This window comes from Ruegeria sp. YTSA075, assembly GCF_059610245.1.
Genome location: NZ_JBXWNG010000005.1, coordinates 237,687 through 264,131, shown reverse-complemented (window position 1 = coordinate 264,131; position 26,445 = coordinate 237,687). Strand labels below are relative to the sequence as shown.

The window sequence follows — 26,445 nt, the reverse complement described above, 5'->3', positions numbered from 1 at the left end:
CCCTTGATCCCGCCCCCCGCAAACGTCTATATGAGCGCCGAACACGCAATTACGAATGACGAGGACGCACCATGGCAGGCCATTCCAAATGGGCCAACATCCAGCACCGCAAGGGACGTCAGGACGCCGCGCGGTCCAAACTGTTTTCTAAACTGTCGAAAGAGATCACGGTGGCCGCCAAGATGGGCGATCCTGATCCCGACAAGAACCCGCGCCTGCGTCTGGCGGTGAAAGAGGCCAAGTCGAACTCGGTCCCCAAGGACGTGATCGACCGCGCGATCAAGAAATCGGTTGCGGGTGAAGGCGACGAATACGAAGAAATCCGGTACGAGGGCTACGGCCCCAACGGTGTGGCCGTGATCGTTGAGACCATGACCGACAACCGCAACCGGACGGCTTCGACCGTTCGTTCCACGTTCTCGAAGAACGGCGGTAATCTGGGCGAGACCGGCTCGGTCGGGTTCATGTTCGATCGCAAAGGTGAGGTCATTTACCCGGCAGATGCGGGTGATGCGGACACGATTTTCGAAGCCGCGATTGAAGCAGGTGCCGAAGATGTCGAAAGTTCGGAAGACGGGCATATCATCTGGTGCGCGGATACCGATCTTAACGATGTCTCAAACGCTCTGGAAGGGGCGCTGGGCGAGTCGGAATCGACCAAGCTGATCTGGAAGCCCACCACCACAACCGAGTTGGGCCTAGAGGATATGCAAAAGCTGATGAAACTGGTTGATGCGCTTGAAGACGACGACGACGTTCAGCGCGTTACAACCAACTTCGAAGCCACTGACGAGGTCATGGCGCAGCTTTGAGGCCCGCCTTTCTTCGAACTTACGAACCCGGCCGTTAGGCCGGGTTTTTCGTTTGGCATCAGAAGAACGACGCGATTTCGTCCAAAGGTTTCTTCAGCTTGGCAACGGCTGGAACTGTTGCAGTTTCTGAAGGGTGTCCAACCGCGATGATCATTGTGGGTTTTTCAGAGGCTGGCCTCTTTAGGGCTGCGTTCAGAAACTTCATCGGATTGGGTGTGTGTGTCAGCGTTGACAAACCGGCGTGATGCAGCGCCGCTAGCAGGAACCCGGTGGCGATATTCACGCTTTCGGGGACGTAGTAGTTCTTGTAGCGCGTGCCGTCCTCGAACTCGCCCCAGCGCTGGGCGAAAACTACGATCAGCCAGGGGGCAATGGTCAGGTGATCCTTCACCGCGTTGGTGCCAATTGGTTCCAGTGCCTTGATCCATTCGTCCCCGGCACCACCCTCATAGAACCGGCGTTCCTCTTCTTCGGCCTCTTCGCGGATTTGCTGTTTCAGCGCGGCATCTGTAATGGCTGCAAAATGCCACGGCTGATGATTGGCGCCCGATGGGGCCGTGCCAGCCGTGCGCAGGCAGGTTTCGATCACCGCTTTCTCGACTGGGCGGGCCGAGAAATCGCGCACCGTATGGCGCTGCCGCATCTTGTCGTGGAAGGCCAGTGCAGCCTGCTGCATCTGATCGTCGCTGATCTCGCACCGGTCGGGCAGGGGGATCGGATCATAGCTGAGGGCGTCGCGTGAAAACATAAGGTTACTCCGAAGGTTTGCCTCTTATCCGCTTGCGCGCGCCGGGGATCAAGACTTTGGCGGCAGCCGCTTTGACCGCTTTGGTTAGCGGGGCCAGGGCTGGGGACAGGACGCGACCGACTTGCCAGGTCAATGCAACATCCAGATGTGCGCCGGGGATGAGGGGCTGCAACGTCCCTTCGGTTATGGGCTTGCGCACCAACGGTTCCGGGTTCATCCCCCACCCGACCCCTGCAATGGCGGCGTCAACGAAGCCGTGAGAGGATGGTAGAAAATGCGTTGGAGGTGTGATGCGACCACCCGCCTGAGCCTCAAACCACGTCTTTTGCAGGCCGTCTTTGCGGTTGAAAACAAGGCAGGGGGCGGCGCTGAGGGTGGATTTGTTTATACCTTCCAAAAACCAACGCCGCATGAAATCCGGGCTGGCCGTTGGCAAATACCTCAGGGTTCCAAGTTCAGTTGCATCACAGCCCGTCACCGGTTGACCATCCACGGTGATCGCCGCACTGACTTCGCCCCGGCGCAGCCATTCAGCCGAATGGTCCTGATCATCAATAACCAGATCAAACAACAGGCCGGATGCAGTGGCCATAACGTCAATAAACAGGGTCGCCAGTATATCCGCCGGAATGGCCACACGCACGCGGGCGGTTTCGTCGGTTTGATCTAGCGATAGCTCACGCGAGAGCTGCGCTTCGAGCAAACCGATATCTTCTGCATATTGCGCAATGCGCAAACCGGCGGGTGTTGCGGTGCAGGGGCTTCCGCGATTGATCAAGGTCGCGCCGACGCGATCCTCCAGCGCTTTGATCCGCTGAGAGACTGCAGAAGGCGTGACAGCCAATGTACTTGCGGCCGCATCAAAACTGCCGTGGCGCAAAATTGCGGACAGCGCTGACAGGTGATGAGGGTCGAGAAGCATTAGCCAAACTTAATTGAGTTTATCATCATTAATTTGGTAGTTCATGTGGATGACGATAGTCAACGCCTCGAACAGTAGGAGGCATCATGTTCACAACCTTTATCGCCGGTTTTGCGCTTAGCTTCAGCCTGATCCTAGCCATCGGGGCCCAAAACGCCTTTATCCTGCGACAGGGGTTGTGCCGCGAACATGTCTTTGCGCTGTGTCTGACCTGTGGGCTGTCTGACGCGATCCTGATTGCCGCCGGGGTTGCGGGATTTGGAACATTGGCGCAGGCCTTGCCGTGGTTTGAAACTGTGATGCGGTATGGTGGTGCCGCTTTCCTGATCTGGTACGCTTTTCGCAGCTTCATTTCAGCGTGGAAGGGGGGCGCGGCCCTCAAGGCTGGGAACGGCGATGCAACCAGCCTGCGGGCGGCCATGCTGACCGTTATGGCCTTCACCTGGTTGAACCCGCATGTCTATTTGGACACGGTTGTTCTGATCGGTTCAATCTCGGCGCAATATGAGGACCGGCTGAGCTTTGCGATTGGCGCGATGTTGGCCAGTTTCGTGTTCTTCTTCACTCTTGGCTACGGGGCTAGGATCTTGTCACCGTTCTTCGCGCGGCCAAGGGCCTGGCAGGTGTTGGATGTGATCATTGGCATCGTCATGCTGGGTATTGCTTTGAAACTTGTTATCATGTGAAGGGTTGCCCGTCCTGATGTTTCGGTGTTCAACCTAGCGCATGAATTCCCAAGCTGTTTCCTCGCGCCCGATCGCTGGCATGTTCTGGATGTTTGCCGCCGGGTTGAGCTTTGTTGTCATGACAGCTCTGGTCAAGTCTTTGGGCACGACCATGGACCCGATACAGGCGGCATTCCTGCGCTATGTTCTGGGCCTTGTTTTCCTGCTGCCTGCATTGAAGTCGATCCTGGCGACCCATCTCAGCAAGCGTGATCTTGCGTTGTTTGGACTGCGCGGCGTGATCCATGGCGGCGCGGTCATGCTGTGGTTCTACGCGATGACGCAGATCCCATTGGCCGAGGTGACGGCGATGAACTACATGACCCCGGTTTATGTCACGCTGGGCGCGGCGTTGTTTCTGGGTGAGAAGCTGGCCTTTCGCCGGATTGCCGCCATTCTGGTCGCGCTTATCGGGGTTCTGATCATCTTGCGACCGGGGTTCCGAGACGTGTCGCCTGGTCATGTTGCCATGCTTGGCACCGCGCTGACCCTCGGTGGGTCTTATCTGCTTGCCAAGCTGCTGGTGCGCGATATCCCACCTTCGGTCGTTGTGGCACATCTGTCGATCTGGGTCACACTTGTGTTGATACCGTTCGCCATCGCGGTCTGGAGCCCACCCAGCCTGCGCGATATTGGTGTCCTTTTCCTTGTGGCCAGCTTCGCTACAGCCGGGCATTATTTCATGACGCTGGCATTGCAGGCCGCACCGGTGGCGGTTACGCAGCCGGTCACCTTCCTGCAATTGATCTGGGCCACCGTGTTGGGGGCGCTGGTCTTCAACGAGCCCATTGATATCTGGGTGGTGGCTGGTGGTACACTGATCCTGGCGGCGGTCAGCTTTATTTCCTGGCGCGAGGCCGTGCTGAACCGGCGCGAACTGACACCACCCACCATCGCGACAAAGCTGTGATTTTGTATCGCGGAATGTTTGTTGATTGACGAGTCAACGTCTGCGCCCTAGCGTTTGCAGGCTGCGCCAGAGCAGGGTGAGGATCTTTCCCGTGCGATGAGATCATCGGCCATCGTGCGAGGTCCTGAAAGCCAACTCTTTGGCCGTTACTTTTTGATTGGGACCCGACAAATGACCAAGCCGAATATTCTGATCCTTATGGTGGATCAGCTGAATGGAACCCTCTTTCCCGATGGCCCTGCAGACTGGCTGCATGCGCCCAATCTGAAGAAGCTGGCAGCGCGCTCGACGCGCTTTGCAAATGCCTATACCGCGTCGCCCCTATGCGCGCCGGGCCGGGCGAGTTTTATGTCGGGTCAATTGCCCTCGCGTACCGGAGTTTATGACAACGCAGCCGAGTTTCGCAGCGATATCCCGACCTATGCGCATCATCTGCGCCGTGCCGGATACTACACCTGCCTGTCCGGTAAAATGCACTTTGTCGGACCGGATCAACTGCACGGGTTTGAAGACCGGCTGACAACCGACATTTATCCCGCCGATTTCGGTTGGACCCCGGACTATCGCAAACCCGGTGAGCGGATTGATTGGTGGTATCACAATATGGGTTCAGTCACCGGCGCCGGTGTGGCCGAGATTTCCAACCAGATGGAATATGATGACGAAGTCGCTTACCACGCCAAGACCAAGATTTACGATCTGGCCCGAGGTCAGGATGACCGCCCGTGGTGCCTGACCGTCAGCTTTACGCATCCACACGACCCTTATGTTGCACGCCGCAAGTATTGGGACCTGTATGAGGATTGCGAGCATCTGTTGCCTGATGTCGCGGACCTTGGCTATGACAACCAGGACCCGCATTCGCAACGGATTTTCGATGCCAATGACTGGCGCAGCTTTGATATCTCCGAAGACGACATACGCAAATCCCGCCGAGCCTATTTTGCCAATATCTCGTATCTGGACGACAAGATTGGTGAGATCTTTGAGGTGCTTGAAACCACCCGGCAGGAGGCAATCATTCTGTTTGTCTCGGATCACGGCGACATGCTGGGTGAACGCGGGTTGTGGTTCAAGATGACGTTCTTTGAGGGCTCGTCGCGTGTGCCATTGATGATCTCCGCCCCTGATTTGCCTGCGGGCCTGATCGAAACGCCTGTGTCCACAATTGACGTGACCCCGACTCTCGGCGCACTCGCGGGTGTTGATATGGCCGAGATCGCCCCGTGGACGGATGGTGAGGACCTATGCCCATTGGCAAAAGGGGCTGAACGGAGGGCGCCCGTGGCGATGGAATACGCGGCCGAAGCGTCTTATGCGCCGCTTGTGTCCCTTCGATATGGCAAGTGGAAGTATAACCGGTGTGCCCTTGATCCTGATCAGCTGTTTGATATTGAGAGGGACCCGCAAGAACTGACCAATCTGGCCGATAATCCAGACCATGCGGGCACGCTGGAAAGCCTGCGCGTGAAATCGCAGGCGCGGTGGGATCTGGATCAGTTCGATGCAGATGTGCGGGCCAGTCAGGCGCGCCGTTGGGTGGTTTATGAGGCGTTGCGGCAGGGCGGCTACTACCCTTGGGATTATCAGCCACTGCAAAAAGCCTCGGAACGCTATATGCGCAATCACATGGATTTGAATGATGTCGAAGAAAAACAGCGCTTCCCACGCGGTGAATAGTCTTGCGCTTGGGGTTGGTGGGATGAACCTGATTAGTTTGATCCGCGTCAAAGTAGCGGCGGTTGTGGGTTGCTAGACAGACCCCACACAATCATGTTTTAGGAGCGAACAGCATGTCTCACACCCCGCACGAACTGGCCGAAGAGTTTCCGGACAAGGTTGAACTGATGAGCCAGCTCAAGCAATCGGACGCGCATTTCGCGCGACTGGCCGATGAATACCATGAAATCAACCGGCGGGTGCACCGGGCCGAGACAAACATCGAACCCGTGGAAGAACTGGTCGAAGGTGAGATGCGCAAGAAACGCGCGGCGCTGAAAGATGAAATCTGGGGGATGCTGTCGAAGACCTGAGGGTTTGAGCGGGGGCTCTGCCCCCGTCACGGCAGGCCGCGACTCCCCCGAGATATTTACAGCCAGGTGAAGATCAGGTCACTTTGTAGGGCAGGGTGCCGCGCGTATGGGTGTCGATGCTCAGGCGGCGTTCCAACGGAGGGACCGAACGTTGGTGGCAGGTTTGCCGTTCGCAAATCCGGCAGGAAATACCGATAGGTTCGTAGGCGCTGGCGTTGTTGATGTCGAGATTGTCCGCATAGACAAGGGCTTGTGCGTGGCGTACCTCGCATCCTAGGGCGATGGCATAGCGGCGGACGGGCGCGCCGTAGGAACCGCCTGATTTCGAGATATCGCGTGCCAGCGAGATGTATTTGACCCCGTCCGGTGTTTCCGCAAGTTGCAGCAGGAAGTGCCCGGGTGTTTCGAATGCGCGGTGCACGTTCCAAAGCGGGCAGGCGCCTCCGAACCGGGCGAATTGCAAACGTGTTGCGGAATGGCGTTTGGTGATGGTTCCGGCTTGATCGACGCGGACGAAGAAGAACGGGATGCCCTTGGCACCCGGTCGTTGCAGCGTGGAGAGGCGGTGCGCGATCTGTTCGATTGATGCGCCGAAACGGGTACTGAGCAACTCTAGATCATGGCGGGTTTCCTGTGCCGCAGCCAAAAAACTGGCGTAGGGCATCAGCGACGCACCGGCGAAGTAGTTGGCCAATCCGATCTTGGCGATGGATCGCGCCTCATCGCTCTGGAACTTGGCGAAGTCCAGTGTGGCTTCCAACAGTTTGTCCTGGCTGATAAGGGCGACCTGCAGCAACAACTGGAAGACCTGAGTTTGCGGCGCCGCGCGGGATGACAGGCGCAAAGTTTTGCTTTCAGAATCATAGGCGCGCAGGGTTTCGATGTCTGAGAACACAACTTGAATGCCACGTTCGGCCAGACCGTTCAGTGCGGCCTCACGGATGCCCCCCGGCGTTTCGGCCCGATTTGCAAACAGTTCGGCGGCGCGGTCGACGGCATCGATGTAGTTATCGCAATAGTGAAAGAAGTCTCGCACCTCCTCCCAAGGGCTGGCTTGTGTGCGTGAATCTTCGCGTCCCAATGCCTCATCCAATGAGGCGAGGCGTTCATGGGTTTGGCGGTAGGTGCGGTGAAGTTCAATAAAGGCGCGCGCCAGGGCGGGGGCGTTCGATGCGGTCAATCGCAAATCGGCCAAGGGTGGAATGGTATCCGCAAAAACCGGATCGGCGAGCGCTTCGCGCATATCAGAGACCAGACGTTCGCTGTCACCTGTGCTGAGCTCGGTGACATCCATTCCGAACTCCTGCGCCAATGCCAGTACGACCGTGGTCGAGATCGGACGGTTGTTGTTCTCCATCTGATTGAGGTAAGGCAGCGAAACGCCAAGCTTTGCGGCAAATTCTTTTTGAGTGAGGGATAAACGGGTGCGCATCTCGCGCAGTTTTGCGCCCGCGTAGAGTTTTTGGGTGGCCATGGCGTGCCTTTGCAAGTTTACCTATTGAGGAGGCTAACTTTGCAAACTCTGGAAGGCAAGCGGGCTTACAGGCCCAATTGCCGTTCGCGCCGGATCACAGAGTGGATCGAACCAATTGCCAGAACTGCAGTGGTCAGCATCAGCCAGAGCAGTGGCATGGCGCCGGTCTCGACTGTCAGTAGGGCTCCGGCCAATGCGCTGAGCCCTGCGCCGCCGCCCAACATTATGGCCCCGCTTAGGCCTGCTGCGGTGGCGGCCAGATGCGGGCGGACCGATAGCGCACCGGATGTCGCGTTGGGGATGGTCATGCCATTGCCGATGCCCACAAAGGTCATGAAACCGAAAAAGCTGAGCGCACCGCCTGCCCCGATCAGGAACAGCGCAGCCGAGATCGCCACGCCTGCGGCGTTTAGGACGCTACCCCAAAGAACCATACGGTTGATCCCAAAGCGTGTGGAATAGCGCCCGCTCAGGAAGTTTCCGAGAAAATATCCGACGGCTGGCGCGCCAAAGTAGAACCCGACCTCGGCTGCGCTGAGCCCGAATAGCTCGGTTCCAATGAAGGGTGCGCCGCCCAGATAGGCGAAGAACGCGCCGGACGAGAAGGCAGATGACAGTGAATAGCCCCAAAAGCGTGGGGATTTCAGAAGTTCGGGATATTCCCTGAACTGCTGGATCAGGGTTTTGCCGCTTTTTGCAGAGGTTTCACCGAAGTCCCAATAGGTTAGGACGAGTACCAGCGCGCCTAGCGCGAATGGCAGCCAGAAATTGGCTTTCCAGCCAAAACTTTCTTCTAGGATGCCGCCGATCGCGGGGCCAATCATCGGGACCACTGCCATCCCCATGGTGACATAGCCAATCATGGATGCGGCTTGATCCTGGTCATACATGTCCCGGACCGCCGCGCGGCTAAGAACCATACCGACAACGATCGCCGCCTGGCACATGCGGAAGATCAGAAAAACTTCGGCGGTGGGGGCGTAGATGCATCCTAGCGTTGCCAGCAGAAACAGCGACAACCCCCACAGCAGCACCGGCCTGCGCCCGGCTTTGTCCGCGATGGGGCCGATCAGAATCTGCAGCACCGCATTGACCAGCAGATACAGCGCAATCGACAATTGCATGACCTTGTAGTCCGTTGCGAAATACAGCGCCATGTTGGGTAGGCTAGGCAAAAACAAATTCATGCTCAGTGCCGCAAGGCCGGACAGCAAAACAAGGGTGCTGATTGTAGGTGGTGTGCGGCGAACCGCAGTCGATCTGAACTGCATAGTTCACATGTATAGTAGCGGTTTTCGGGAATGCCAGATCAGTATTGGGTTAGTCTGGAAAATTAGCAATTTTACAATTTATCAAATTATGGTTTTCAAATATTTGCAAATTTGCGGGAAAGAACTTTAGCCGACGCTTGGCAGCGGGTAGTGTCCGCTTGAATTTTATAGGGGATATGCGCCATGAAAGACATCCTTTCCGAGCTTGAAAATCGTCGTGAGGCGGCGCGTTTGGGCGGCGGGCAAAAGCGAATTGATGCCCAGCACGGTCGCGGTAAACTAACCGCGCGCGAGCGGATCGAGTTGCTGTTGGACGAAGGCAGTTTTGAAGAATTTGACATGTTTGTCAGTCATCGCTGCACCGATTTCGGCATGGAAAAACAACAACCTGCCGGGGATGGTGTGGTGACCGGATGGGGCACGATCAATGGACGTATGGTCTATGTCTTCAGCCAGGATTTCACGGTCTTTGGTGGCTCGCTTTCGGAAACACATGCGCAGAAGATCTGCAAGGTCATGGATATGGCAGTTCAGAACGGAGCGCCTATCATCGGCATCAACGACTCGGGCGGGGCGCGTATCCAGGAAGGTGTGGCTTCGCTTGCGGGATATGCCGAGGTGTTCCAGCGCAACATCACCGCCTCGGGCGTGGTGCCGCAGATCAGCGTGATCATGGGCCCCTGCGCGGGTGGCGCGGTGTACAGCCCGGCGATGACGGACTTTATCTTCATGGTCAAGGACTCGTCCTATATGTTCGTGACCGGTCCCGACGTGGTCAAGACCGTCACAAACGAAGTGGTCACGGCCGAAGAGCTTGGTGGTGCGTCGACCCACACCAAAAAGTCATCCGTTGCGGATGGCGCGTTCGAAAACGATGTCGAAGCACTGGCCGAGGTGCGCCGCCTTGTCGACTTCCTGCCGCTGAATAACCGCGAGAAACCTCCGGTCCGTCCGTTCTTTGATGATCCGGATCGCGTGGAGAAATCCCTGGATACGCTGGTGCCGGACAATCCGAACACACCGTATGACATGAAGGAACTGATCACGAAGATCGCAGACGAAGGCGATTTCTACGAGATCCAGGAAGACTTTGCCAAGAACATCATCACCGGTTTCATCCGGCTTGAAGGGCAGACAGTTGGCGTTGTGGCGAACCAGCCGATGGTTCTGGCAGGGTGTTTGGACATCGATAGTTCGCGCAAAGCGGCGCGGTTCGTTCGCTTCTGTGACTGTTTCGAGATCCCGATCCTGACGCTGGTTGACGTGCCGGGCTTCCTGCCGGGAACGCAGCAGGAATATAGCGGTGTGATCAAGCATGGTGCCAAGCTGCTGTATGCCTATGGCGAAGCGACCGTGCCGAAGGTCACGGTTATCACCCGCAAGGCCTATGGCGGTGCTTATGTTGTTATGGCGTCCAAGCATCTGCGCGGCGATTTCAACTATGCCTGGCCCACGGCCGAGATCGCGGTGATGGGTGCGAAAGGCGCGACCGAGATCATCCACCGTGCTGATCTGAAAGATGCCGAGAAAACTGCGCAACACGTGGCCGACTATGAAGATCGCTTTGCGAATCCATTTGTGGCGGCTGAACGTGGCTTTGTGGATGAGGTGATCATGCCCCATTCAACCCGCCGCCGTGTCTCGCGTGCTTTTGCCAGCTTGCGGGGCAAGCAGCTGAAGAACCCCTGGAAAAAACACGACAATATCCCGTTGTAAGGTACTCAGGGCGGAGAACCCGCCCTGCGCCTTGGACCACGCTGAACATAAGGATGGTTTAGAATCTGCCGCCAAATAAGGCAGGTTTGACAAAATCTGCTAAATAGTTGAATGATCCTCCCCAGCAATCATAGAACTGCGCAGGCCACAAGCACTGCGCGCGCGACCCCGGAAGGAGGAGCTTGCCGTTGGCGGGTCCGGGGCCGCGCCAAAGTTTTGCTGGCCAGCCTGTTTGCGACCCCGGCTTTCCCACAATCGGACATTCCGCTGCCTGTTCCATCTGGCCAGCCCGTGCATCTGAACAATGTTCTGTTGGACAATAATCCGGGTGAGCTTTGGGTTCGGTTTCGGTTCATTGCCCCAAAGATCGGAGCAACCGTGGGTCGGATCGGCTATGATGTGGCCTCAAAAGACATGACGCATTTGTGCCAGACCCTGGCCATTGCTTATGTCGCCCAGCATGAATTGGACCCGGCGCTTGTGATCATCTCGCTGGCGGACCGGCCTATCGAATTCGGCGACAGTGCGCCGGATGCCACACAGTTCTTTGAAGCCTATCGGTTGGAACCGTCCGGGTGTATCTGGGAGGGGCTTTGACCATGATCACCGAATTTCATGCGCTCACAGCGTCTCAGACCAATGATGCGGCTTTGGAGGTGCGCACTATGACCTCATCCCGAAACGGATGTGAATTTCCCGGTTTCAAACACGACGTCATGTCAGAGGTGCCGACATGCTGAAACATCGCGGATTTCCCGGGCGTCTGGCTGGTACCGATTTTCAGTTCACCATTCGCCGGGCCAACCCAAAAGGTGTAACCCCGATCACCCGCCGTGAACGGTTTCGGGATCGCAAACCCGCCGACCGCAGGGCCGATGCGGGGTTTCTAGAGGCGCTATGGCAGGCTTTTGGCGATCAGCCGTTTGAGCGCGGCAATCTGGATGCGGGTCGGCTGAGTTGGCTGTTTGGGCGCGAAGTCATTCCGGCAGAAGATCCGTTCGACCCGGAAAGCTATGATGCGTTGCTGGTAATTGATCTGGACGCCGCGCGCGCGTCGTTTCCCGATTTGTTCGGCGCGGGTTGATCATGTTGAACTTCATGCCGCCTTTAGCAAGAGAGACCCCGCCCAGTGTCGGGCTGGGTCCGATAGGCGCATCAGAAGTTCAACTGGGCGGCAAGCTGAATCCGATTGCCGTCGAAGTTCTGACCGGAATTCACGTCGTTCCGCTCGCCATAGATGTATTCGGCGCTCAGCGTCAGATTGTCGGTCGCCTTGTAGAAGGCGTTGACATGGATGGTCTCCAACTCGGTGAACGCCAGCGTTCCGGTCGACGTGGCCAGATCATATTCCTCGCGTCCGTAGGCGATGCCGACGTTCCACTTGTCACTCAGGTCCTGGCGGAATTCGACCGTGTAGCCATCGACATCGTTGGCTTCACCCCCGACAATCGCATCGCCCAGGCCAATCAGGTATGGGCCAAGGGCCTGACCGTGGACATAGTTGACCTGAAACAGGCCGCCCGCCCAAGGCCGGATCGAGCCAGACAGGGTCACGCCCCACTGATCGGCCTCGGTCGTACCGTCGCTTGTTTGTGCGTTGCCATAGAGCGCCGCGGCACGCGCTATATATGTGCCGTTGTTATACTCGGCTGCAGCCGTAAGAACCGGATCATCCGAGTTCGATCCGCCGACATTTTCTTCGATCGAGGTGCTGAACACGGTGTTCGTGCCCAGATTGGCAGTGTAACGAACCTGCGGCACACGGGCAAAGGCGATACCAACGGGGCCGTTGAACTCAACCGAGGTCGGATAGGTATCCAGCGGCATGAAGTTCGTCCAGGTCTGGCCGATCAACCAGTTGTCACCAATGGTGATATTGGCATGACGCAGGCGCAGTTCAGCGGTACCGTTCGAGGCGAAAAGGTCCAGTTCCAACTGTCCGCCGATTTCACCGATGCCGCTTGGGGTACTTGTGCGCAATCCGATCCGCGACTGACGGACTGTCGCACCAAAGGTTCCGTCGGTTGCAGCCGACGGCTCTCCAATATCGTTTACAAATGCCGTATCCCCCTGATCGAATTCGAAATCGTAGAAGAAATCGGCTTTGACATAGCCGTAGACATCCAGAGTGGTGTTTCCGATTCTGAAATCGCCATTGGCAGGTCCCGCGCGATTGGCCTCAAGCGCTTCTACCCTGGCGCGCAGCGCGTCCAGTTCGGCCTGCGTTTGGGCATCCTCAGCCAAAACAATCGTACCGGTTGCACAGAGAGCAGAGGCAGCGAGCAGGATTGCCTTTTTCCGTATTATGGTCATGTGGGTGTTTCCTTGTGTGCAAAAATGCAATCGCAGCGTTCCACGCGATTGACAGCTTCGGAAATCACGAGATTGGGACGAAAAAGCCTAAATTTCTCAAGGGAATGTGCGTCTTGGGGCCAATCAATTCACGGCAGGGTGAGCGGCTCTGCCAAGCGCATGAATGTGAACATGTTTTCACGCAGAGTGATCGCATCAACATGTGATGCTGCGTCCGCAAAAAGATCGGTTTGGATCGGGGAATGTAACGATATTGTGACAGATGCTATTTGCTGCATGCCCGGAACGCCGGAAAAAGAGATCGGCGCAATTTTGCGCGGAAATACGCCGTATGGGCAGATTCCAGCCGGAATCTACGCCGGAAACAATACTTTGTTTGCCGCATGCATTGTGGAGTGCAAGCTGATCGGGCCGTGCGGCTCTACTTTGCCTGCGCCGCACATGCACCTACTATTCCGTACCCCTTCCTTCCGCGGGCAGGCTTGTGTTTCCCACAATGTCCTGTCCGCGTTTTTCTTTGTGCATCCTGCAGGTATCAAGCGGCATAAATCTGCGCAAAATGTGGATTTGCTGTGTTTGATATTGAATAACAGGGCCCAAACCCAGCATCTGACCTCAAGGATATCAAATCGAGCAAGAGGGCAGACAACATGCAAATCTCACGTTTCATTCTGGTTGCAGCAACCTGCGCGGGCCTGTCGGCCTGTGGTGACACGACCGGCGAACAGGCATTGCTGGGTGGCGGAGCCGGCGCGGTCGGGGCGGCCGTCCTCAGCGCGGACCCGCTGTTTGGCGCGGCCGTTGGTGCGGCGGGCAACGTCCTTTACTGCAAAACACAAAACAACTGTAACTAACGCTAATTCCTTGGGGCGTGCTTCGTCCCATCCGTCATCGCGTATCACGCCGTTGCGGGGATCATTCCCTGCGGCGGCGTTTTGCGTTTCCAGAACACCAAATCAAAGGACATCGTATGTTCAATAAGATCCTGATCGCCAACCGGGGCGAAATCGCCTGCCGGGTCATCAAGACCGCCCGTAAGATGGGTATCGGCACCGTTGCCATTTACTCGGACGCGGACAGGAACGCGCTGCATGTCTCGATGGCGGATGAGGCGGTGCATATTGGCCCGCCGCCTGCGAACCAGTCTTACATCGTGATCGACAAGGTCATGGACGCCATCCGCCAAAGCGGCGCGCAGGCGGTTCATCCCGGTTATGGCTTCCTGTCTGAAAACGCCAAGTTTGCCGAGGCGCTTGAGGCAGAAGGCGTCGCCTTTGTTGGCCCGCCGAAAGGCGCGATTGAGGCGATGGGGGACAAGATCACCTCAAAAAAGATCGCTCAGGAGGCGGGTGTTTCAACCGTACCCGGCTATATGGGCCTGATTGAGGACGCGGAAGAGGCGGTCAAGATTTCGAACCAGATCGGTTATCCCGTGATGATTAAGGCCAGCGCCGGTGGTGGCGGTAAAGGCATGCGGATTGCCTGGAATGACGAGGAGGCGCGTGAAGGTTTCCAGTCTTCCAAGAACGAGGCGGCGAACTCGTTTGGCGATGACCGGATTTTCATCGAGAAATTTGTGACACAGCCGCGCCATATCGAGATTCAGGTTCTGTGCGACAACCACGGCAACGGCATCTATCTGGGCGAGCGCGAGTGCTCGATCCAGCGTCGGAACCAGAAAGTGGTAGAGGAAGCGCCGTCGCCCTTCCTGGATGAAGCGACGCGCAAGGCAATGGGGGAACAGGCCGTCGCTTTAGCAAAAGCCGTGGGCTATTCCAGCGCGGGCACGGTGGAGTTTATCGTCGACGGTCAGAAGAACTTCTACTTCCTCGAAATGAACACCCGCCTGCAGGTGGAACACCCGGTCACCGAGTTGATCACTGGCGTCGATCTGGTTGAGCAGATGATCCGCGTGGCCAATGGTGAGCCCTTGTCGATCACGCAGGACGACGTGACGCTGACCGGATGGGCCATTGAAAACCGTCTGTATGCGGAAGATCCGTATCGCAACTTCTTGCCCTCAATCGGGCGTCTGACCCGCTATCGCCCGCCGCAGGAAATCGCGGCTGGCCCGATGCTGGTCAACGGCAAATGGCAGGGTGACGCGCCGGAAGGTGAGGCCGCTGTACGCAACGACACCGGTGTCTACGAGGGGGGCGAGATCAGCATGTATTACGATCCGATGATCGCCAAGCTGTGCACCTGGGCCCCGACTCGCGAGGCCGCAATTGAGGCGATGCGTGTTGCGCTGGACAGCTTCGAAGTCGAGGGCATCGGCCACAATCTACCGTTCCTGTCGGCGGTGATGGATCACCCCAAATTCATCAGCGGTGATATGACGACAGCCTTCATCGCCGAAGAGTATCCGGATGGGTTTGAAGGTGTCACCTTACCTGAAGGTGATCTGCGCCGGATCGCGGCCTCCTGCGCTGCGATGCACCGTGTGGCCGAAATTAGGCGTACACGCGTATCGGGCCGGATGGACAACCACGAACGCAAGGTTGGCAAGCGCTGGGTTGTGGCCCTTGAAGGCCATGAACTGCCTGTTCAGGTCAATGCCGACAAAGAAGGCGCGACGGTCAAGTTCGAGGACGGATCAAGCATCCGCGTGTCCTCGGACTGGACGCCGGGTGATCAACTGGCAGTGATGGATGTTGATGGCAGCCCGCTTGTTTTGAAGGTGGGCAAGGTTACAGGCGGGTTCCGGGTGCGCAACCGTGGCGCGGACCTGAAAGTACTGGTACGCCGACCACGTCAGGCCGAACTTGCCAAGCTGATGCCCGAGAAACTGCCGCCGGATACCTCGAAAATGCTGCTGTGCCCGATGCCGGGCCTGGTCGTGAAGGTCGATGTCGAAGTCGGGCAGGAGATTCAGGAAGGTCAGGCGCTTTGCACGATCGAGGCGATGAAGATGGAAAACATCCTGCGTGCCGAAAAGAAAGGCACCGTTGCCAAGATCAACGCGGGCGCAGGTGACAGTTTGGCTGTGGATGATGTGATCATGGAATTCGAGTGATGTTCAGCGGGCATCGCGAAATAGACTTTTGCGTGCTCGCTTTTCTGACCTCGGCAATGCTTGGCGGTGTGGTTTTGGCTTATCTGAGACATGAAATCGGCGATTTGACCCTGATCCTGATCGGGTCTGCTCTGTTGCTCGGGTTTTATAGCTGGGCCATTCCACCGCTTCTGCGTCGCAGTTTCCTTCGAATCCTCGTGGTTTTGCCCCCGTTTCTTCTGCTGGGGGTGATTGGAGGGATAGTCGTCTGGGAATACGTACCGGACGCTGCAAGGGACAAGGTCTACCCGGCTTTGGTAACCGGCTCGGTTATCGTTCTTGGGTGGTTCGTGACGTTTCTGTTTTCGTCTTACGCCGAGGCGCAGAAATTCCATCTTCAGCGGAGGGATACGCTGATTGCGTTGAGAAATGAGATTTTCGCATTGGTGGATAAACTGGATAACCAGCCTATCGCGGCCCATGCGGAGAAGGTTCAAAAACGCATTCTGAGCGGTGACGGCACGGATGCGAACGGGAACCCGATCGAGTATTTCCCGTTTTCAACCATGGAAAGCGAACCCATCGTATTTGAGGCGATTTCATCGTCTATCCCAGCGCTTGGCGAAGATACCGTTGCAAGTGTCGTCCGCTTTTATGCCGAATACACCGATTTGCGACGCATGATCGAGGATTCCCGGAATGAGCAGACGCAGAACTTATCTCGCAAACGCCGTGTGGCGTTTCATGAACAATTGACGAACCGCAGAATTAGCACGCTACGCTGGGGCTTGCGCGCGTTGGTTGCCATCAATGTCGAGATGGAGCACGAAAATCCCGAGGGAATTAATCGTTCTGGTGAGAATGAGGATGTAAACCCTTGATCCTATTGTGCGAAATAGGACCCGGCAGCCGATCAGATGTCGCCGCTGATCGGCTTTTCCGGAGATTTCTCTGGTTGGTCACTGCTATAAAGCATGATCTTATCCTCACCTTCTATGCCTTCAACATAGTATCTATTGGTGAATATTTCAATTACGGTTTCGCCGCATCCCGCCGCTCGCGAATTTCGCGTTCGCGCAGGGGGGTCTTGTCGATGGACCGGCCAATCTCGCGCACACTCCACGGGCTGGGTTTACGCAGTTTGACCACGCCGTCCTTGTCAACGAACACCATCTGGAACCCGCGCGGGCGCAGCTTTGACCGGATCGGAGACCGCGCCGACGGATCGGTGTCGGTCAGGACCACCACGTCCCGATCCCGCATCTCCTCTTCACCGTCTAGCAACAAGTCAATCTGCTGTTGGAACCGGGGGTCGGCAGGTGTGTCTGCAAAGACGATGATGGGTCGGTTGATCCATAGAAACTCGCTGAGGTCGCTATCGCCTGCCGGGCGAACGAAATCATCATCGGAGGGTGCCGATCCGTCGGCCGCCAAAGCCGCCAACGGGAATAGCGTCGAAAAAACAAAGGCAAGCGTTCGTGTCATGGGGCCTCCTGCTGGAATGAATATAGCCCCTGTCTGCATGAATGCGACCGGTGATTTAAACAAGGCGTTCAAATTCTTGCGTTTTGCAGACCGCAAATCCGCCCTTTCACAGACAACAGCGCGCAGGCAAAGGCCGGGCGCGCCCCGAAACGAGAAAAGGATATTGCCATGACCGATAAGAAAGACTGGCAGGCGCTGGCCGAAAAAGAGCTGCGTGGTCGCCCGCTGGATGACCTGACCAAAGAGACGCTGGAAGGCATCGACGTTAAACCGCTCTATACGCAGGAAGACACCGCTGACCTGCCGCATATGGGCTCGCTTCCGGGCTTTGGCCCGTTCACGCGCGGCGTTAAGGCAACCATGTATGCGGGGCGGCCGTGGACGATCCGTCAGTATGCCGGGTTCTCGACCGCCGAGGAATCGAACGCCTTCTATCGTCGCAACCTGGCTGCGGGTCAACAGGGGGTTTCTGTGGCCTTCGATCTGGCAACACACCGGGGCTATGACAGTGATCACCCGCGGGTCGTGGGCGATGTGGGTAAGGCCGGCGTCGCCATCGATTCAGTCGAGGATATGAAAATCCTTTTCGACGGTATCCCGCTGGACAAGGTCTCGGTCTCGATGACGATGAACGGCGCGGTTATCCCGATCCTGGCCAGTTTCATTGTTGCGGGTGAGGAACAGGGGCATGATAAATCCGTGCTGTCCGGCACCATTCAGAACGACATTCTTAAAGAGTTCATGGTGCGAAACACCTATATTTATCCGCCCGAGCCGTCGATGAAGATCATTTCGGACATCATCGAATACACGTCGAACGAGATGCCCAAGTTCAACTCGATCTCGATCTCGGGCTATCATATGCAAGAGGCCGGGGCGAACCTGGTGCAGGAACTGGCCTATACGCTGGCGGATGGCCGCGAATATGTGCGTGCCGCGACGCAATCAGGCATGGATGTCGACAAGTTCGCGGGCCGTCTGTCGTTTTTCTTTGCCATCGGCATGAACTTCTTCATGGAGATCGCCAAACTACGTGCTGCACGCACGCTGTGGCATCGTGTAATGACCGAGTTCGGGGCGAAATCCGAACGCTCAAAAATGCTACGCACACATTGCCAGACATCCGGCGTGTCGTTGCAGGAGCAGGACCCCTATAACAACGTGATCCGCACCGCCTATGAGGCCATGAGTGCAGTTTTAGGCGGTACTCAATCGCTGCACACCAACGCGCTGGACGAGGCAATTGCCCTTCCCACCGATTTCTCGGCCCGCATCGCGCGGAACACGCAGTTGGTGCTGCAGGAAGAAACCGGCGTGACCGATGTCGTCGATCCACTGGCTGGTTCGTACTATATCGAAAGTCTGACCAATGAGCTGGTCGAAAAAGCCTGGGCCCTGATGGAAGAGGTCGAGGAGATGGGCGGCATGACCAAGGCCGTGGCCAGCGGAATGCCCAAGCTGCGGATCGAAGAAAGCGCCGCGCGGCGTCAGGCGATGATCGACCGGGGCGAAGAGGTGATCGTTGGCGTCAACAAATACCGCAAGGAACAGGAAGACCCGATCGACATTCTGGATGTCGATAATGTCGCCGTGCGCGAGGCTCAGGTGGCACGTCTGGAACGTATCCGTGCAACCCGCGATGAGGCCGCGTGCCAACAGGCATTGGACGCGTTGACGAACACCGCCCAGCAGGGCGGAAACCTTTTGGCCGCCGCCGTCGAGGCTGCACGTGCCCGCGCATCCGTAGGAGAGATCAGCATGGCAATGGAAGAAGAATTCGGCCGTCACCGCGCCGAGGTGAAAACGCTGGCCGGGGTCTATGGCGCTGCCTATGAGGGCGACGAAGGCTTCGCTGCGATCCAGAAATCCATCGAGGATTTCGCCCAGACCGAAGGTCGCCGACCCCGTTTGCTGGTGGTCAAGATGGGGCAGGACGGACATGACCGTGGGGCCAAGGTCATTGCCACGGCCTTTGCCGACATTGGCTTTGACGTGGATGTTGGCCCGTTGTTCCAGACCCCGGCTGAGGCCGCACAGGATGCGGTCGACAATGACGTCCACGTGGTCGGAATTTCCTCGCAGGCAGCGGGTCACAAGACGCTTGCACCGCAGCTGGTCGAGGAGCTTAAGAAAGCCGGGGCCGAGGATATCATCGTGATTTGCGGGGGGGTGATCCCGCAGCAGGACTATCAGTTCCTCTATGATCATGGCGTCAAGGCGATCTTTGGGCCCGGAACGAACATCCCTGAGGCAGCGCAGGATATCCTGCGTCTGATCAAAGAAGCGCGTAACTAATCTAGGCGCAGGTTTTTCGACGAAAAATCTTGTGCGCGGAAGCGCTTGGGTGAAACATGCGACCAGATCTACGGATCTGGTCTTTTTTCTTGGGGAGGTGCGGATGCTACTTGATCACTTGGCCGTAGCCGGCGAAACGCTGGAGGCGGCATCGGCCCATATTGAAAAGGCGTTGGGTGTTTCGCTTCAACCCGGCGGAAAACACGAAAAATTTGGCACTTACAATCGTCTTTTAGGCCTCAGGGATGGTCTGTATCTGGAAGCGATTGCTATTGATCCTGACGCAGCCGTACCCCAGCGGACCCGTTGGTTTGATCTGGATCGGTTTTCAGGAAACCCGCGGCTGACCAATTGGATCTGCAGCGTTCCTGATATCGAAGCCGCACTTGCAACGTTTCCTGATGGCACCGGAACCCCCATTGATCTGACCCGGGGGGCTTTGACATGGCGTATGGCTGTGCCGCCCAACGGACGCTTGCCCTTCGATAATCTGTTTCCTGCGTTGATCCAATGGCAGGGCGATTTGCACCCTGCGCAGATGTTGCAGGACAGCGGGTGCAGTTTGCGAAGGTTAATCGTGTATCACCCGGAGGCATTGGTACTGGCCCAGCATTTAGGAGAACTTGACTTGGTTGTCTTCGACACCGGTCCTGCCTCGATGCAGGCAGAGTTCGAAACGCCTCATGGGGTGCGAGTGTTGGAATGACGGTTCGGCAGGCCTGCCCGGATGACGCTGCTCAGATCGCCGCGATCACGAACGCCATCATCCGCGACACGTTGGTGACCTTCACCACCGAGGAACGCAGCACTGAAGCGATTGCCAATGATATTCGCGACCGTGGCCCGTCATTTCTGGTCGCTGAAGATAAGGGACAGGTGCTTGGTTTTGCGACATATGGGATGTTTCGAAACGGACCGGGATACGCCAACACGCGGGAACACTCGATCCAGTTGGCAGAAGGGGCGCGGGGCAAAGGGATTGGTCGCGCCTTAATGACAGAGTTGGAAGCTGTGGCGCGTGCGGATGGGGTTCATGTTCTCGTGGCGGGCATTTCATCCGCTAACCCTTCGGCCATCGCCTTCCATACAGCCCTTGGGTTCGGCGAAGTTGGGCGTATGCCCGAGGTCGGCTTTAAGTGGGGACAACGGCTGGATCTGGTGCTGATGCAGAAAATTCTTTCATCGGAGTGATCTGTCGCACCTGACAGTCGCAACGAGGCACGCTAGGGTGCGCCCATGTCGATTTGGATCCGAATATCTGATGCGCTGAGTGCGTTGGCCCAAGGCGAAAGTCTGACGGCGGTTTTTGAGAAGCTGCGTTCACCACCCGAACGCTCGGTTGCCTTCACCATTGCCGTGATTGCGCTGGGGGCCAAAATGGCCAAGGCGGACGGACAGGTTACGCGCGATGAGGTCACGGCCTTTCGGGATGTGTTCCAGATCGCGCGCGCGGATGAAGAAGGCGCGGCGCGGGTCTTCAACATGGCGCGGACGGATGTTGCAGGCTATCAGGACTATGCCCGCAAGATTGCTCGCATGTTTTCCGAAGACAGCACCGCGCTTTGCGACCTGATGGAGGGTTTGTTCCACATCGCCATGGCAGATGGGTTCTATCACCCCAACGAGAATGAATTCCTGGAAGATGTCAGTCGCATCTTTGGACAGACCGATGCGCAATTTCTGGCCTTGCGCGCGCGCTTTGTGCCGGATGCGCCGAATGATCCTTATGTGGTTCTGGGTGTTTCGCGGGATATGCCAGTGTCCGAGATTCGCAAAGTGTGGCGTCAACTGGTGCGCGATACCCATCCTGATGCGATGATGGCGCGCGGTGTCCCGGAAGAGGCGATCCGCCTTGCCGAAAAGAAGATGATCGACATCAATCAAGCCTGGGATGACATCAACGGCGCGCGGGCCTGAGCGGATGCGGCTGGCGACCTACAACATCGAATGGTTCGCCAATCTTTTCGACAAAAACGATGCGCTGATCATGGATGACAGCTGGTCGGGTCGTCATGATGTAACGAAGGCCCAGCAGGTTGAGGCGATTGCCAAGGTTCTGACCGCGCTGGATGCGGACGCCATCCTGATCGTCGAAGCGCCCAATACTGGAAAGCGCCAGAACACGGTGCGGGCGTTGCAAGGCTTTGCCGAGGCGTTTGATATGCGAACGCAGCGCGCGGTTATGGGTTTTGCCAACGACACGCATCAGGAACTCGCCCTGCTCTATGATCCAGATGTGCTAACGGCCCGACATGAGCCGCGCGACGATGCGAATGCGCCGCGGTTCGATCGCTCCTTTCAGATCGACCTGGATGTAGATGCGACTGAGGATGTGGTGCGGTTCTCGAAACCCCCGATGGAGTTGCTGGTTCAGTCAAACTCCGGTTTTGAGTTCCGCATGATCGGCGCTCATCTCAAATCCAAAGCGCCGCATGGTGCAGGATCCCGCGATGAGGCCATCAGGATTTCAATCGCCAACCGGCGCAAGCAACTTGCACAGGCAATCTGGCTGTCACGGCGGGTGGTCGACCATGTCGCGGCACAGGAGCCCGTTGTGCTTCTGGGCGATCTCAATGATGGTCCGGGTTTGGATGAGTTCGAGCATCTGTTCGGGCGTTCATCGGTTGAGATCTTGCTGCAGGCCGGACTTTTTGATCCCCATGCCGTTACGGCGCATGGCCCCCGACCGGGGTCTGTCCCTTCCACTGCTCGGTTCGCCCGCCCAAAAGAGGGCAAGTTTCTGGAGGCTTTGCTGGACTATATCATGATTAGCGAAGACCTGCGTAACCGCGAACCCGATTGGCGCATCTGGCACCCGTTTCGGGATGCGGCTTGCTGGACATCTGTTGAACTGCGCGAGGCGCTACTAACCGCCTCGGATCACTTCCCGGTCACGCTGGATATCGAGTTGTGACCTTCCCTGAGACCCTTTGAGGGCATATATTACCTGTATGAAACGCCTTCTGATCATCGCGGTCTTGTCGACCAGCCTCGGCACTCCTGCATCTGCGCAGGAAGATGACAGCAAATCCCTGATGGAGCAGGGGGCCGAGCTCTTCTTTGAAGGGTTGCGCCGAGAGATGGAGCCTGCCCTGGATGAGCTTTTGGGTATGGCGGAATCACTGGGCCCGGCAATGCAATCCTTCCTTCAGGAAATGGGTCCTGCATTGGCCGAGCTTGCAGCCGAGATCAAGGATTGGAGCGCGTATGAAGCGCCCGAAATCCTACCAAATGGCGATATCATCATCCGCAAGAAACCTGTACCGGATGATGATGCCAGCCCCGATCTTGAAGATAAGGCACCGGATGAAGGCACCGATATCTGATCGGGTCTTTAACCTTTGACGATCACGCGTACCTCGGATTTCAGGGCGTTTGACAGCGAGTTCAGGCGCGCCTCGGCCACTTCATTAAACAAGGGTTCTGCCGCTTTGGGCAGGAACAGTTCAAGCTGGCGCTTTTTGGGATAAAATCTAAGCCGGCCGATATTGGCTTCGTTGTGCATCCATAGCATTGCACCAAAGCGCATTGCCTTTCCCAAAATCTCGGCTTGTTTCTGCCCCGGCTCATCCAGCAACTCGTACAATGGCGCAAAGCGATTGCCTTCGCGTTTATTGCGATAGCGGTGCTGTAGCGCCAGCCCGATAAAAATCCGTTCGGAATGTTTCAGGCCGCCCAGATTGGCGCGCGTGACATAGTCGAAACAGGCCTCGGCCCGATAATCGGGATGCGCGCGCCAACTGACGTCATGCAGCAGGCAGGCGGCCTTGATTAGTCGGACCCGCGCGGGCGGCGCTGAATTGAACAATGGCATCACAAAGTCATACAGGTTCCGCCCGAAACCCGGCAGGCGGGCATCCTTGGATTCGGAAAACCGGCTGGCTTCGATCAAAGGGTCGCGATCCCTGATCTCTTGTGACATCTGCTCGTACAACAAACCTTCACGAATGCCGTAGCTTGAGACTGCGATATCCTTCGGTTTGAATGTTCGGATCAATCGCCCCAGAACATCCATCGCATAGGGGATCAACGCCATTCGGGAACTGGACACCCCCGCTTGGCTGCGCAGTTTGTCGTGATCATTGGCTTCAATGAACTTGATCGTGTCGCGCACCTGTGTCGTTGTCATACGGTACTCATGCAGAACATTGAGCGGGTAGCCACGGCGCAACATGTCGATCCGTGCGAATGCGCGCCAGCTGCCGCCGACGAGAAACAAGCGGTCCCGCTGCTGACCAAGCTGAGCGCGCAGCTCCTCCATCGTGTCCTTGATATGCGCTTTTCGCGCGCGCCGCCCACCTTTGATGTCACGCAGTTTCAGCGGCCCAAGGGCTGAGGTTACCCGTCGCCCAACCTGACCATCTCCGATCTCGGCCAGTTCCATCGACGATCCGCCGATATCGCAGATTAGACCGTAAGCTCCTGGCCAGCCCAGCAACACGCCCTGTGCGGACAGGCGCGCCTCTTCCTGGCCGTCGATCACGGCGACATTTAGCCCGGTTTGGGCCTGAACCTCGGCACAGAAATCCGGCCCGTCATTGGCTTCGCGCACGGCTGCGGTTGCAACCACATGCAGGCCAGGCAGGTCCAAGTCCTGCGCCAGTTGCTGGAAACGGCGCAACGCGGCCAGAGCCCTTTCCCGCCCGCGTGGGTTCAGCTTTCCGGTCTCAGACAACCCTGCGCCAAGCTCGCACATGACTTTTTCATTGTAGAAATAGGCCGGCGACCGCGCCGCGCCGTCGAAAATCACCATCCGGACCGAGTTCGAGCCCACATCGACAACACCCACCCGTGACAGCGCCCGCGCGCCCGGGTCATCGAACAGAGGTTTACCGAATGGGCCCCAGTCCGGGATGTCGGTTTCGACGGTCTGATCCATGTGTCTTCCAGATATTCTGGGATTAGAATGCGAAATCACCGATATTGGGTCAATCACTTGCATTCATCTGATCCGTTTTTTCGTTCAAAACCCGCACGGCCAAAGCCCGCGTGATCTCACGTTTTTCGGCAAGGGCCAGTTGATCCAATTGTTGGACAACCTTGGCGGCTGTCTCAAAGCGGCGATCCATATGTTTTACCAGATAGGCGATAACCTCGGGGCCCGGGTTCAGCTGACGGTCCAGGAACAGCTTGGCCAGCACAGCCCCCAGCAACGCGTCATCAGGCGGTTCCAAGGCCACGTGGTGCGCGCCCTCAACCCGGCTTTGAAGGTCGGCCAGCGGCAGATGCCAAAGCTTGGGCACCAATCGCCCAGTCATCAACAGGGCATGCCCTTCGGCCAAGGCGAGATTGTGCAGATGAAACAGCACCTTTTGCTGTTCCAAATCATCTGCAATGGCTGGAACATTCTCGACCGCAATGGGTGTGCGGGCCAGTTCAGGCACCGCATCATAGTCCAGATCAGCAGCCTGCACGATGCGCCCACCGGTTTCGGCTGCCCAGACATGGGCCAGATGGGTTTTGCCAGACCCAGCTGGGCCGCTGAGCACCAGCTTGTTTCCGGGCCACGAGGTCGCAGATATCATCGCCACGGCCAGTGCATTGGCCGGAGAGACAAAGAAATCATCACGCTCCAGCGCGGTTTTGGCTGGCAGATCAAAGCTCAGTTGTTGGGCCATTTAGTCGTCGTCCTGACCCTGTTGCCCTTCGAGGCCGGTATATAGCCGGCTGTCAAGGTAGAGCGATGTGCCAAACCGTGCCAAAACGCCCAGGGCGGCGGCGACCGGGACTGCAATCAACATCCCGACAAAGCCAAAGAGCGCACCAAACACCGACAGCGCCAACAACAGCCAGACCGGGTGCAATCCAACCGAACTGCCAACCAGTTTCGGGGTCAGAAAGTTGCCTTCGGTCACTTGGCCCAACGCAAAGATGCCCGCGATCAGGCCGATATGCGCCCAGTCGCCCCAGAACTGGAACAGGGCCAGCCCGATGGCCAGTGTGCCACCGATCAGTGCGCCTAGATAAGGAATAAAGGTCACCAGCCCGGCGATGAACCCTACGACCAGACCAAACTGTAAACCAGCAATCATCAAGGCGACCGCGTAATAGGTGCCTAGGATCAGGCAGACTGTACCCATGCCGCGCACGAACGAGGCCAGCACAGCATCAATCTCGCCCGCCAGCCGCTTGATCGTTGGAGCGTGGTCGCGGGGCAGAAGCTCTCCGATCCGGGCGATCATGCGATCCCAGTCCAGCAGCAGGTAGACGGCAACCACCGGGACGATGACCAACAGGACCACGATGTTGATGGCTGATCCAAGAGAGGACAGTACCGTTTCCAGCACATCACCGGTTTTGGACTTCAGGGTTTCCCCGAATGAGACCAGCATCTGATGGGTGCTGGAGTCCTGATCCAGCAAGGATGGGAATTGCTTCTCGATGAAGCCGCGCAACTGCTTGAACAGGCTGGGTAAAATATCAATCAGATCCAGCAGCTGTGTAATAAGGGCCGGAACGACCATCAGGATCGCCAGGATGAACCCAAGCACACCAACAACCGTGATAATGCCCGTGGCCGCCATCCGTGACAGGCCTAGCTTTTCCAGCCGATCAGCGATGGGATCAAGGAAATAGGCAATCGCGCCGCCGATCACAAAAGGCAGAAGAACATCACCCAATGCCCACAGGACCAATATAAAAATCGCTGCGGCGATGCCCCAGTATCTGAGTTGATCCTTAACCGGCAAAGCCATGATTGCCCTCGCGTTCTGGTCGTCGAGGATGTTCTTGGCCTATGGGGCTGA

The 26,445-nt window shown here is 57.2% G+C and carries 27 protein-coding genes; 18 read left to right on the top strand and 9 right to left on the bottom strand.

All coding sequences use genetic code 11. From position 1 onward, the window contains the following. Window positions 1-71: 71 nt before the first annotated feature. Window positions 72-812, top strand: coding sequence for a YebC/PmpR family DNA-binding transcriptional regulator (locus AC2FGE_RS12290; RefSeq protein WP_480540440.1), 741 nt, complete (start codon window positions 72-74; stop codon window positions 810-812). A 58-nt stretch (window positions 813-870) separates the two neighbouring features. Here the strand turns inward: AC2FGE_RS12290 and AC2FGE_RS12285 are convergent, their stop codons facing one another. Both AC2FGE_RS12285 and AC2FGE_RS12280 read right to left on the bottom strand, forming a co-directional pair. Next, on the bottom strand, window positions 871-1,560 hold the full coding sequence (locus AC2FGE_RS12285) for a nitroreductase family protein (protein WP_496819497.1): 690 nt from the start codon (window positions 1,558-1,560) through the stop codon (window positions 871-873). Between the two features lie 4 nt (window positions 1,561-1,564). Next, window positions 1,565-2,482, bottom strand: a complete 918-nt coding sequence (locus AC2FGE_RS12280) for a LysR family transcriptional regulator ArgP (protein ID WP_496819496.1) — start codon at window positions 2,480-2,482, stop codon at window positions 1,565-1,567. 86 nt (window positions 2,483-2,568) lie between these two features. Between AC2FGE_RS12280 and AC2FGE_RS12275 the strand changes: the two genes are divergently transcribed. The 4 genes from AC2FGE_RS12275 (at window position 2,569) to AC2FGE_RS12260 (ending at window position 6,150) form a co-directional block, all read left to right on the top strand. Then, window positions 2,569-3,168, top strand: coding sequence for a LysE/ArgO family amino acid transporter (locus tag AC2FGE_RS12275; RefSeq protein WP_496819495.1), 600 nt, complete (start codon window positions 2,569-2,571; stop codon window positions 3,166-3,168). A 40-nt stretch (window positions 3,169-3,208) separates the two neighbouring features. Beyond that, on the top strand, window positions 3,209-4,117 hold the full coding sequence (locus tag AC2FGE_RS12270; RefSeq protein WP_496819494.1) for a DMT family transporter: 909 nt from the start codon (window positions 3,209-3,211) through the stop codon (window positions 4,115-4,117). A gap of 171 nt (window positions 4,118-4,288) precedes the next feature. Continuing rightward, the gene (gene betC / locus AC2FGE_RS12265; RefSeq protein WP_496819493.1) at window positions 4,289-5,797 is read left to right on the top strand and encodes a choline-sulfatase; all 1,509 of its coding nucleotides are present in this window, start codon (window positions 4,289-4,291) and stop codon (window positions 5,795-5,797) included. A gap of 113 nt (window positions 5,798-5,910) precedes the next feature. Then, a complete protein-coding gene (locus tag AC2FGE_RS12260; protein ID WP_496819492.1) occupies window positions 5,911-6,150 on the top strand; it encodes an HP1242/YdcH family protein in 240 nt (79 codons plus the stop codon). Window positions 6,151-6,223: 73 nt separating this feature from the next. Here the strand turns inward: AC2FGE_RS12260 and AC2FGE_RS12255 are convergent, their stop codons facing one another. Beyond that, window positions 6,224-7,624, bottom strand: a complete 1,401-nt coding sequence (locus AC2FGE_RS12255) for a helix-turn-helix domain-containing protein (protein ID WP_496819491.1) — start codon at window positions 7,622-7,624, stop codon at window positions 6,224-6,226. Between the two features lie 65 nt (window positions 7,625-7,689). Beyond that, the gene (locus tag AC2FGE_RS12250) at window positions 7,690-8,895 is read right to left on the bottom strand and encodes a multidrug effflux MFS transporter (RefSeq protein WP_496819490.1); all 1,206 of its coding nucleotides are present in this window, start codon (window positions 8,893-8,895) and stop codon (window positions 7,690-7,692) included. Window positions 8,896-9,078: 183 nt separating this feature from the next. On the opposite strand from AC2FGE_RS12250, the gene AC2FGE_RS12245 reads away from it, so the two are divergent. The 4 genes from AC2FGE_RS12245 (at window position 9,079) to AC2FGE_RS12230 (ending at window position 11,695) form a co-directional block, all read left to right on the top strand. Next, window positions 9,079-10,611: an acyl-CoA carboxylase subunit beta gene (locus AC2FGE_RS12245; protein WP_496819489.1), complete on the top strand. Its 1,533-nt coding sequence runs from the start codon at window positions 9,079-9,081 to the stop codon at window positions 10,609-10,611. Window positions 10,612-10,722: 111 nt separating this feature from the next. After that, on the top strand, window positions 10,723-11,208 hold the full coding sequence (locus AC2FGE_RS12240; protein ID WP_480547458.1) for a DUF6497 family protein: 486 nt from the start codon (window positions 10,723-10,725) through the stop codon (window positions 11,206-11,208). Window positions 11,209-11,210: 2 nt separating this feature from the next. Next, complete coding sequence (locus AC2FGE_RS12235) at window positions 11,211-11,351, top strand: hypothetical protein (protein ID WP_480547460.1); 141 nt, start codon at window positions 11,211-11,213, stop codon at window positions 11,349-11,351. Beyond that, on the top strand, window positions 11,345-11,695 hold the full coding sequence (locus tag AC2FGE_RS12230) for a hypothetical protein (RefSeq protein WP_496819488.1): 351 nt from the start codon (window positions 11,345-11,347) through the stop codon (window positions 11,693-11,695). Before AC2FGE_RS12235 ends, AC2FGE_RS12230 begins: the two co-directional genes overlap by 7 nt. Before the next feature lie 71 nt (window positions 11,696-11,766). On the opposite strand, the gene AC2FGE_RS12225 is transcribed toward AC2FGE_RS12230, so the two are convergent. Beyond that, window positions 11,767-12,924, bottom strand: a complete 1,158-nt coding sequence (locus tag AC2FGE_RS12225; RefSeq protein ID WP_496819487.1) for a DcaP family trimeric outer membrane transporter — start codon at window positions 12,922-12,924, stop codon at window positions 11,767-11,769. A gap of 650 nt (window positions 12,925-13,574) precedes the next feature. On the opposite strand from AC2FGE_RS12225, the gene AC2FGE_RS12220 reads away from it, so the two are divergent. From AC2FGE_RS12220 to AC2FGE_RS12210, 3 genes are all read left to right on the top strand, one after another. Next, entirely contained in the window at window positions 13,575-13,778 is a 204-nt protein-coding gene (locus AC2FGE_RS12220; protein ID WP_496819486.1) for a hypothetical protein, read from the top strand. A gap of 116 nt (window positions 13,779-13,894) precedes the next feature. Continuing rightward, on the top strand, window positions 13,895-15,940 hold the full coding sequence (locus AC2FGE_RS12215) for an acetyl-CoA carboxylase biotin carboxylase subunit (protein ID WP_496819485.1): 2,046 nt from the start codon (window positions 13,895-13,897) through the stop codon (window positions 15,938-15,940). Between the two features lie 32 nt (window positions 15,941-15,972). Continuing rightward, on the top strand, window positions 15,973-16,800 hold the full coding sequence (locus tag AC2FGE_RS12210; RefSeq protein WP_496819484.1) for a hypothetical protein: 828 nt from the start codon (window positions 15,973-15,975) through the stop codon (window positions 16,798-16,800). Window positions 16,801-16,951: 151 nt separating this feature from the next. On the opposite strand, the gene AC2FGE_RS12205 is transcribed toward AC2FGE_RS12210, so the two are convergent. Continuing rightward, a complete protein-coding gene (locus AC2FGE_RS12205; protein ID WP_496819483.1) occupies window positions 16,952-17,404 on the bottom strand; it encodes a DUF4174 domain-containing protein in 453 nt (150 codons plus the stop codon). A gap of 168 nt (window positions 17,405-17,572) precedes the next feature. Here AC2FGE_RS12205 and scpA point away from each other — a divergent pair, with 168 nt between their 5' ends. From scpA to AC2FGE_RS12175, 6 genes are all read left to right on the top strand, one after another. Next, window positions 17,573-19,699 carry a methylmalonyl-CoA mutase gene (gene scpA, locus AC2FGE_RS12200; RefSeq protein ID WP_496819482.1) on the top strand — a complete coding sequence of 709 codons (2,127 nt, stop codon included), beginning with the start codon at window positions 17,573-17,575 and terminating at the stop codon, window positions 19,697-19,699. A 103-nt stretch (window positions 19,700-19,802) separates the two neighbouring features. Further along, entirely contained in the window at window positions 19,803-20,405 is a 603-nt protein-coding gene (locus AC2FGE_RS12195) for a VOC family protein (protein WP_496819481.1), read from the top strand. After that, window positions 20,402-20,890, top strand: coding sequence for a GNAT family N-acetyltransferase (locus AC2FGE_RS12190; protein ID WP_496819480.1), 489 nt, complete (start codon window positions 20,402-20,404; stop codon window positions 20,888-20,890). The genes AC2FGE_RS12195 and AC2FGE_RS12190 overlap by 4 nt, the downstream gene beginning before the upstream one ends. Window positions 20,891-20,935: 45 nt before the next feature. Further along, a complete protein-coding gene (locus tag AC2FGE_RS12185; RefSeq protein ID WP_496819479.1) occupies window positions 20,936-21,616 on the top strand; it encodes a TerB family tellurite resistance protein in 681 nt (226 codons plus the stop codon). A gap of 4 nt (window positions 21,617-21,620) precedes the next feature. Next, complete coding sequence (locus AC2FGE_RS12180) at window positions 21,621-22,613, top strand: endonuclease/exonuclease/phosphatase family protein (RefSeq protein ID WP_496819561.1); 993 nt, start codon at window positions 21,621-21,623, stop codon at window positions 22,611-22,613. A 37-nt stretch (window positions 22,614-22,650) separates the two neighbouring features. Further along, entirely contained in the window at window positions 22,651-23,025 is a 375-nt protein-coding gene (locus AC2FGE_RS12175; protein WP_496819478.1) for a hypothetical protein, read from the top strand. 8 nt (window positions 23,026-23,033) lie between these two features. On the opposite strand, the gene AC2FGE_RS12170 is transcribed toward AC2FGE_RS12175, so the two are convergent. From AC2FGE_RS12170 to AC2FGE_RS12160, 3 genes are read right to left on the bottom strand one after another with little or no spacing between them, the layout of a single operon-like run. Continuing rightward, window positions 23,034-24,578, bottom strand: coding sequence for a Ppx/GppA family phosphatase (locus AC2FGE_RS12170; RefSeq protein WP_496819477.1), 1,545 nt, complete (start codon window positions 24,576-24,578; stop codon window positions 23,034-23,036). Window positions 24,579-24,627: 49 nt separating this feature from the next. Then, the gene (locus tag AC2FGE_RS12165) at window positions 24,628-25,317 is read right to left on the bottom strand and encodes an HdaA/DnaA family protein (RefSeq protein WP_496819476.1); all 690 of its coding nucleotides are present in this window, start codon (window positions 25,315-25,317) and stop codon (window positions 24,628-24,630) included. Further along, on the bottom strand, window positions 25,318-26,394 hold the full coding sequence (locus tag AC2FGE_RS12160) for an AI-2E family transporter (RefSeq protein WP_496819475.1): 1,077 nt from the start codon (window positions 26,392-26,394) through the stop codon (window positions 25,318-25,320). Window positions 26,395-26,445: the final 51 nt, after the last annotated feature.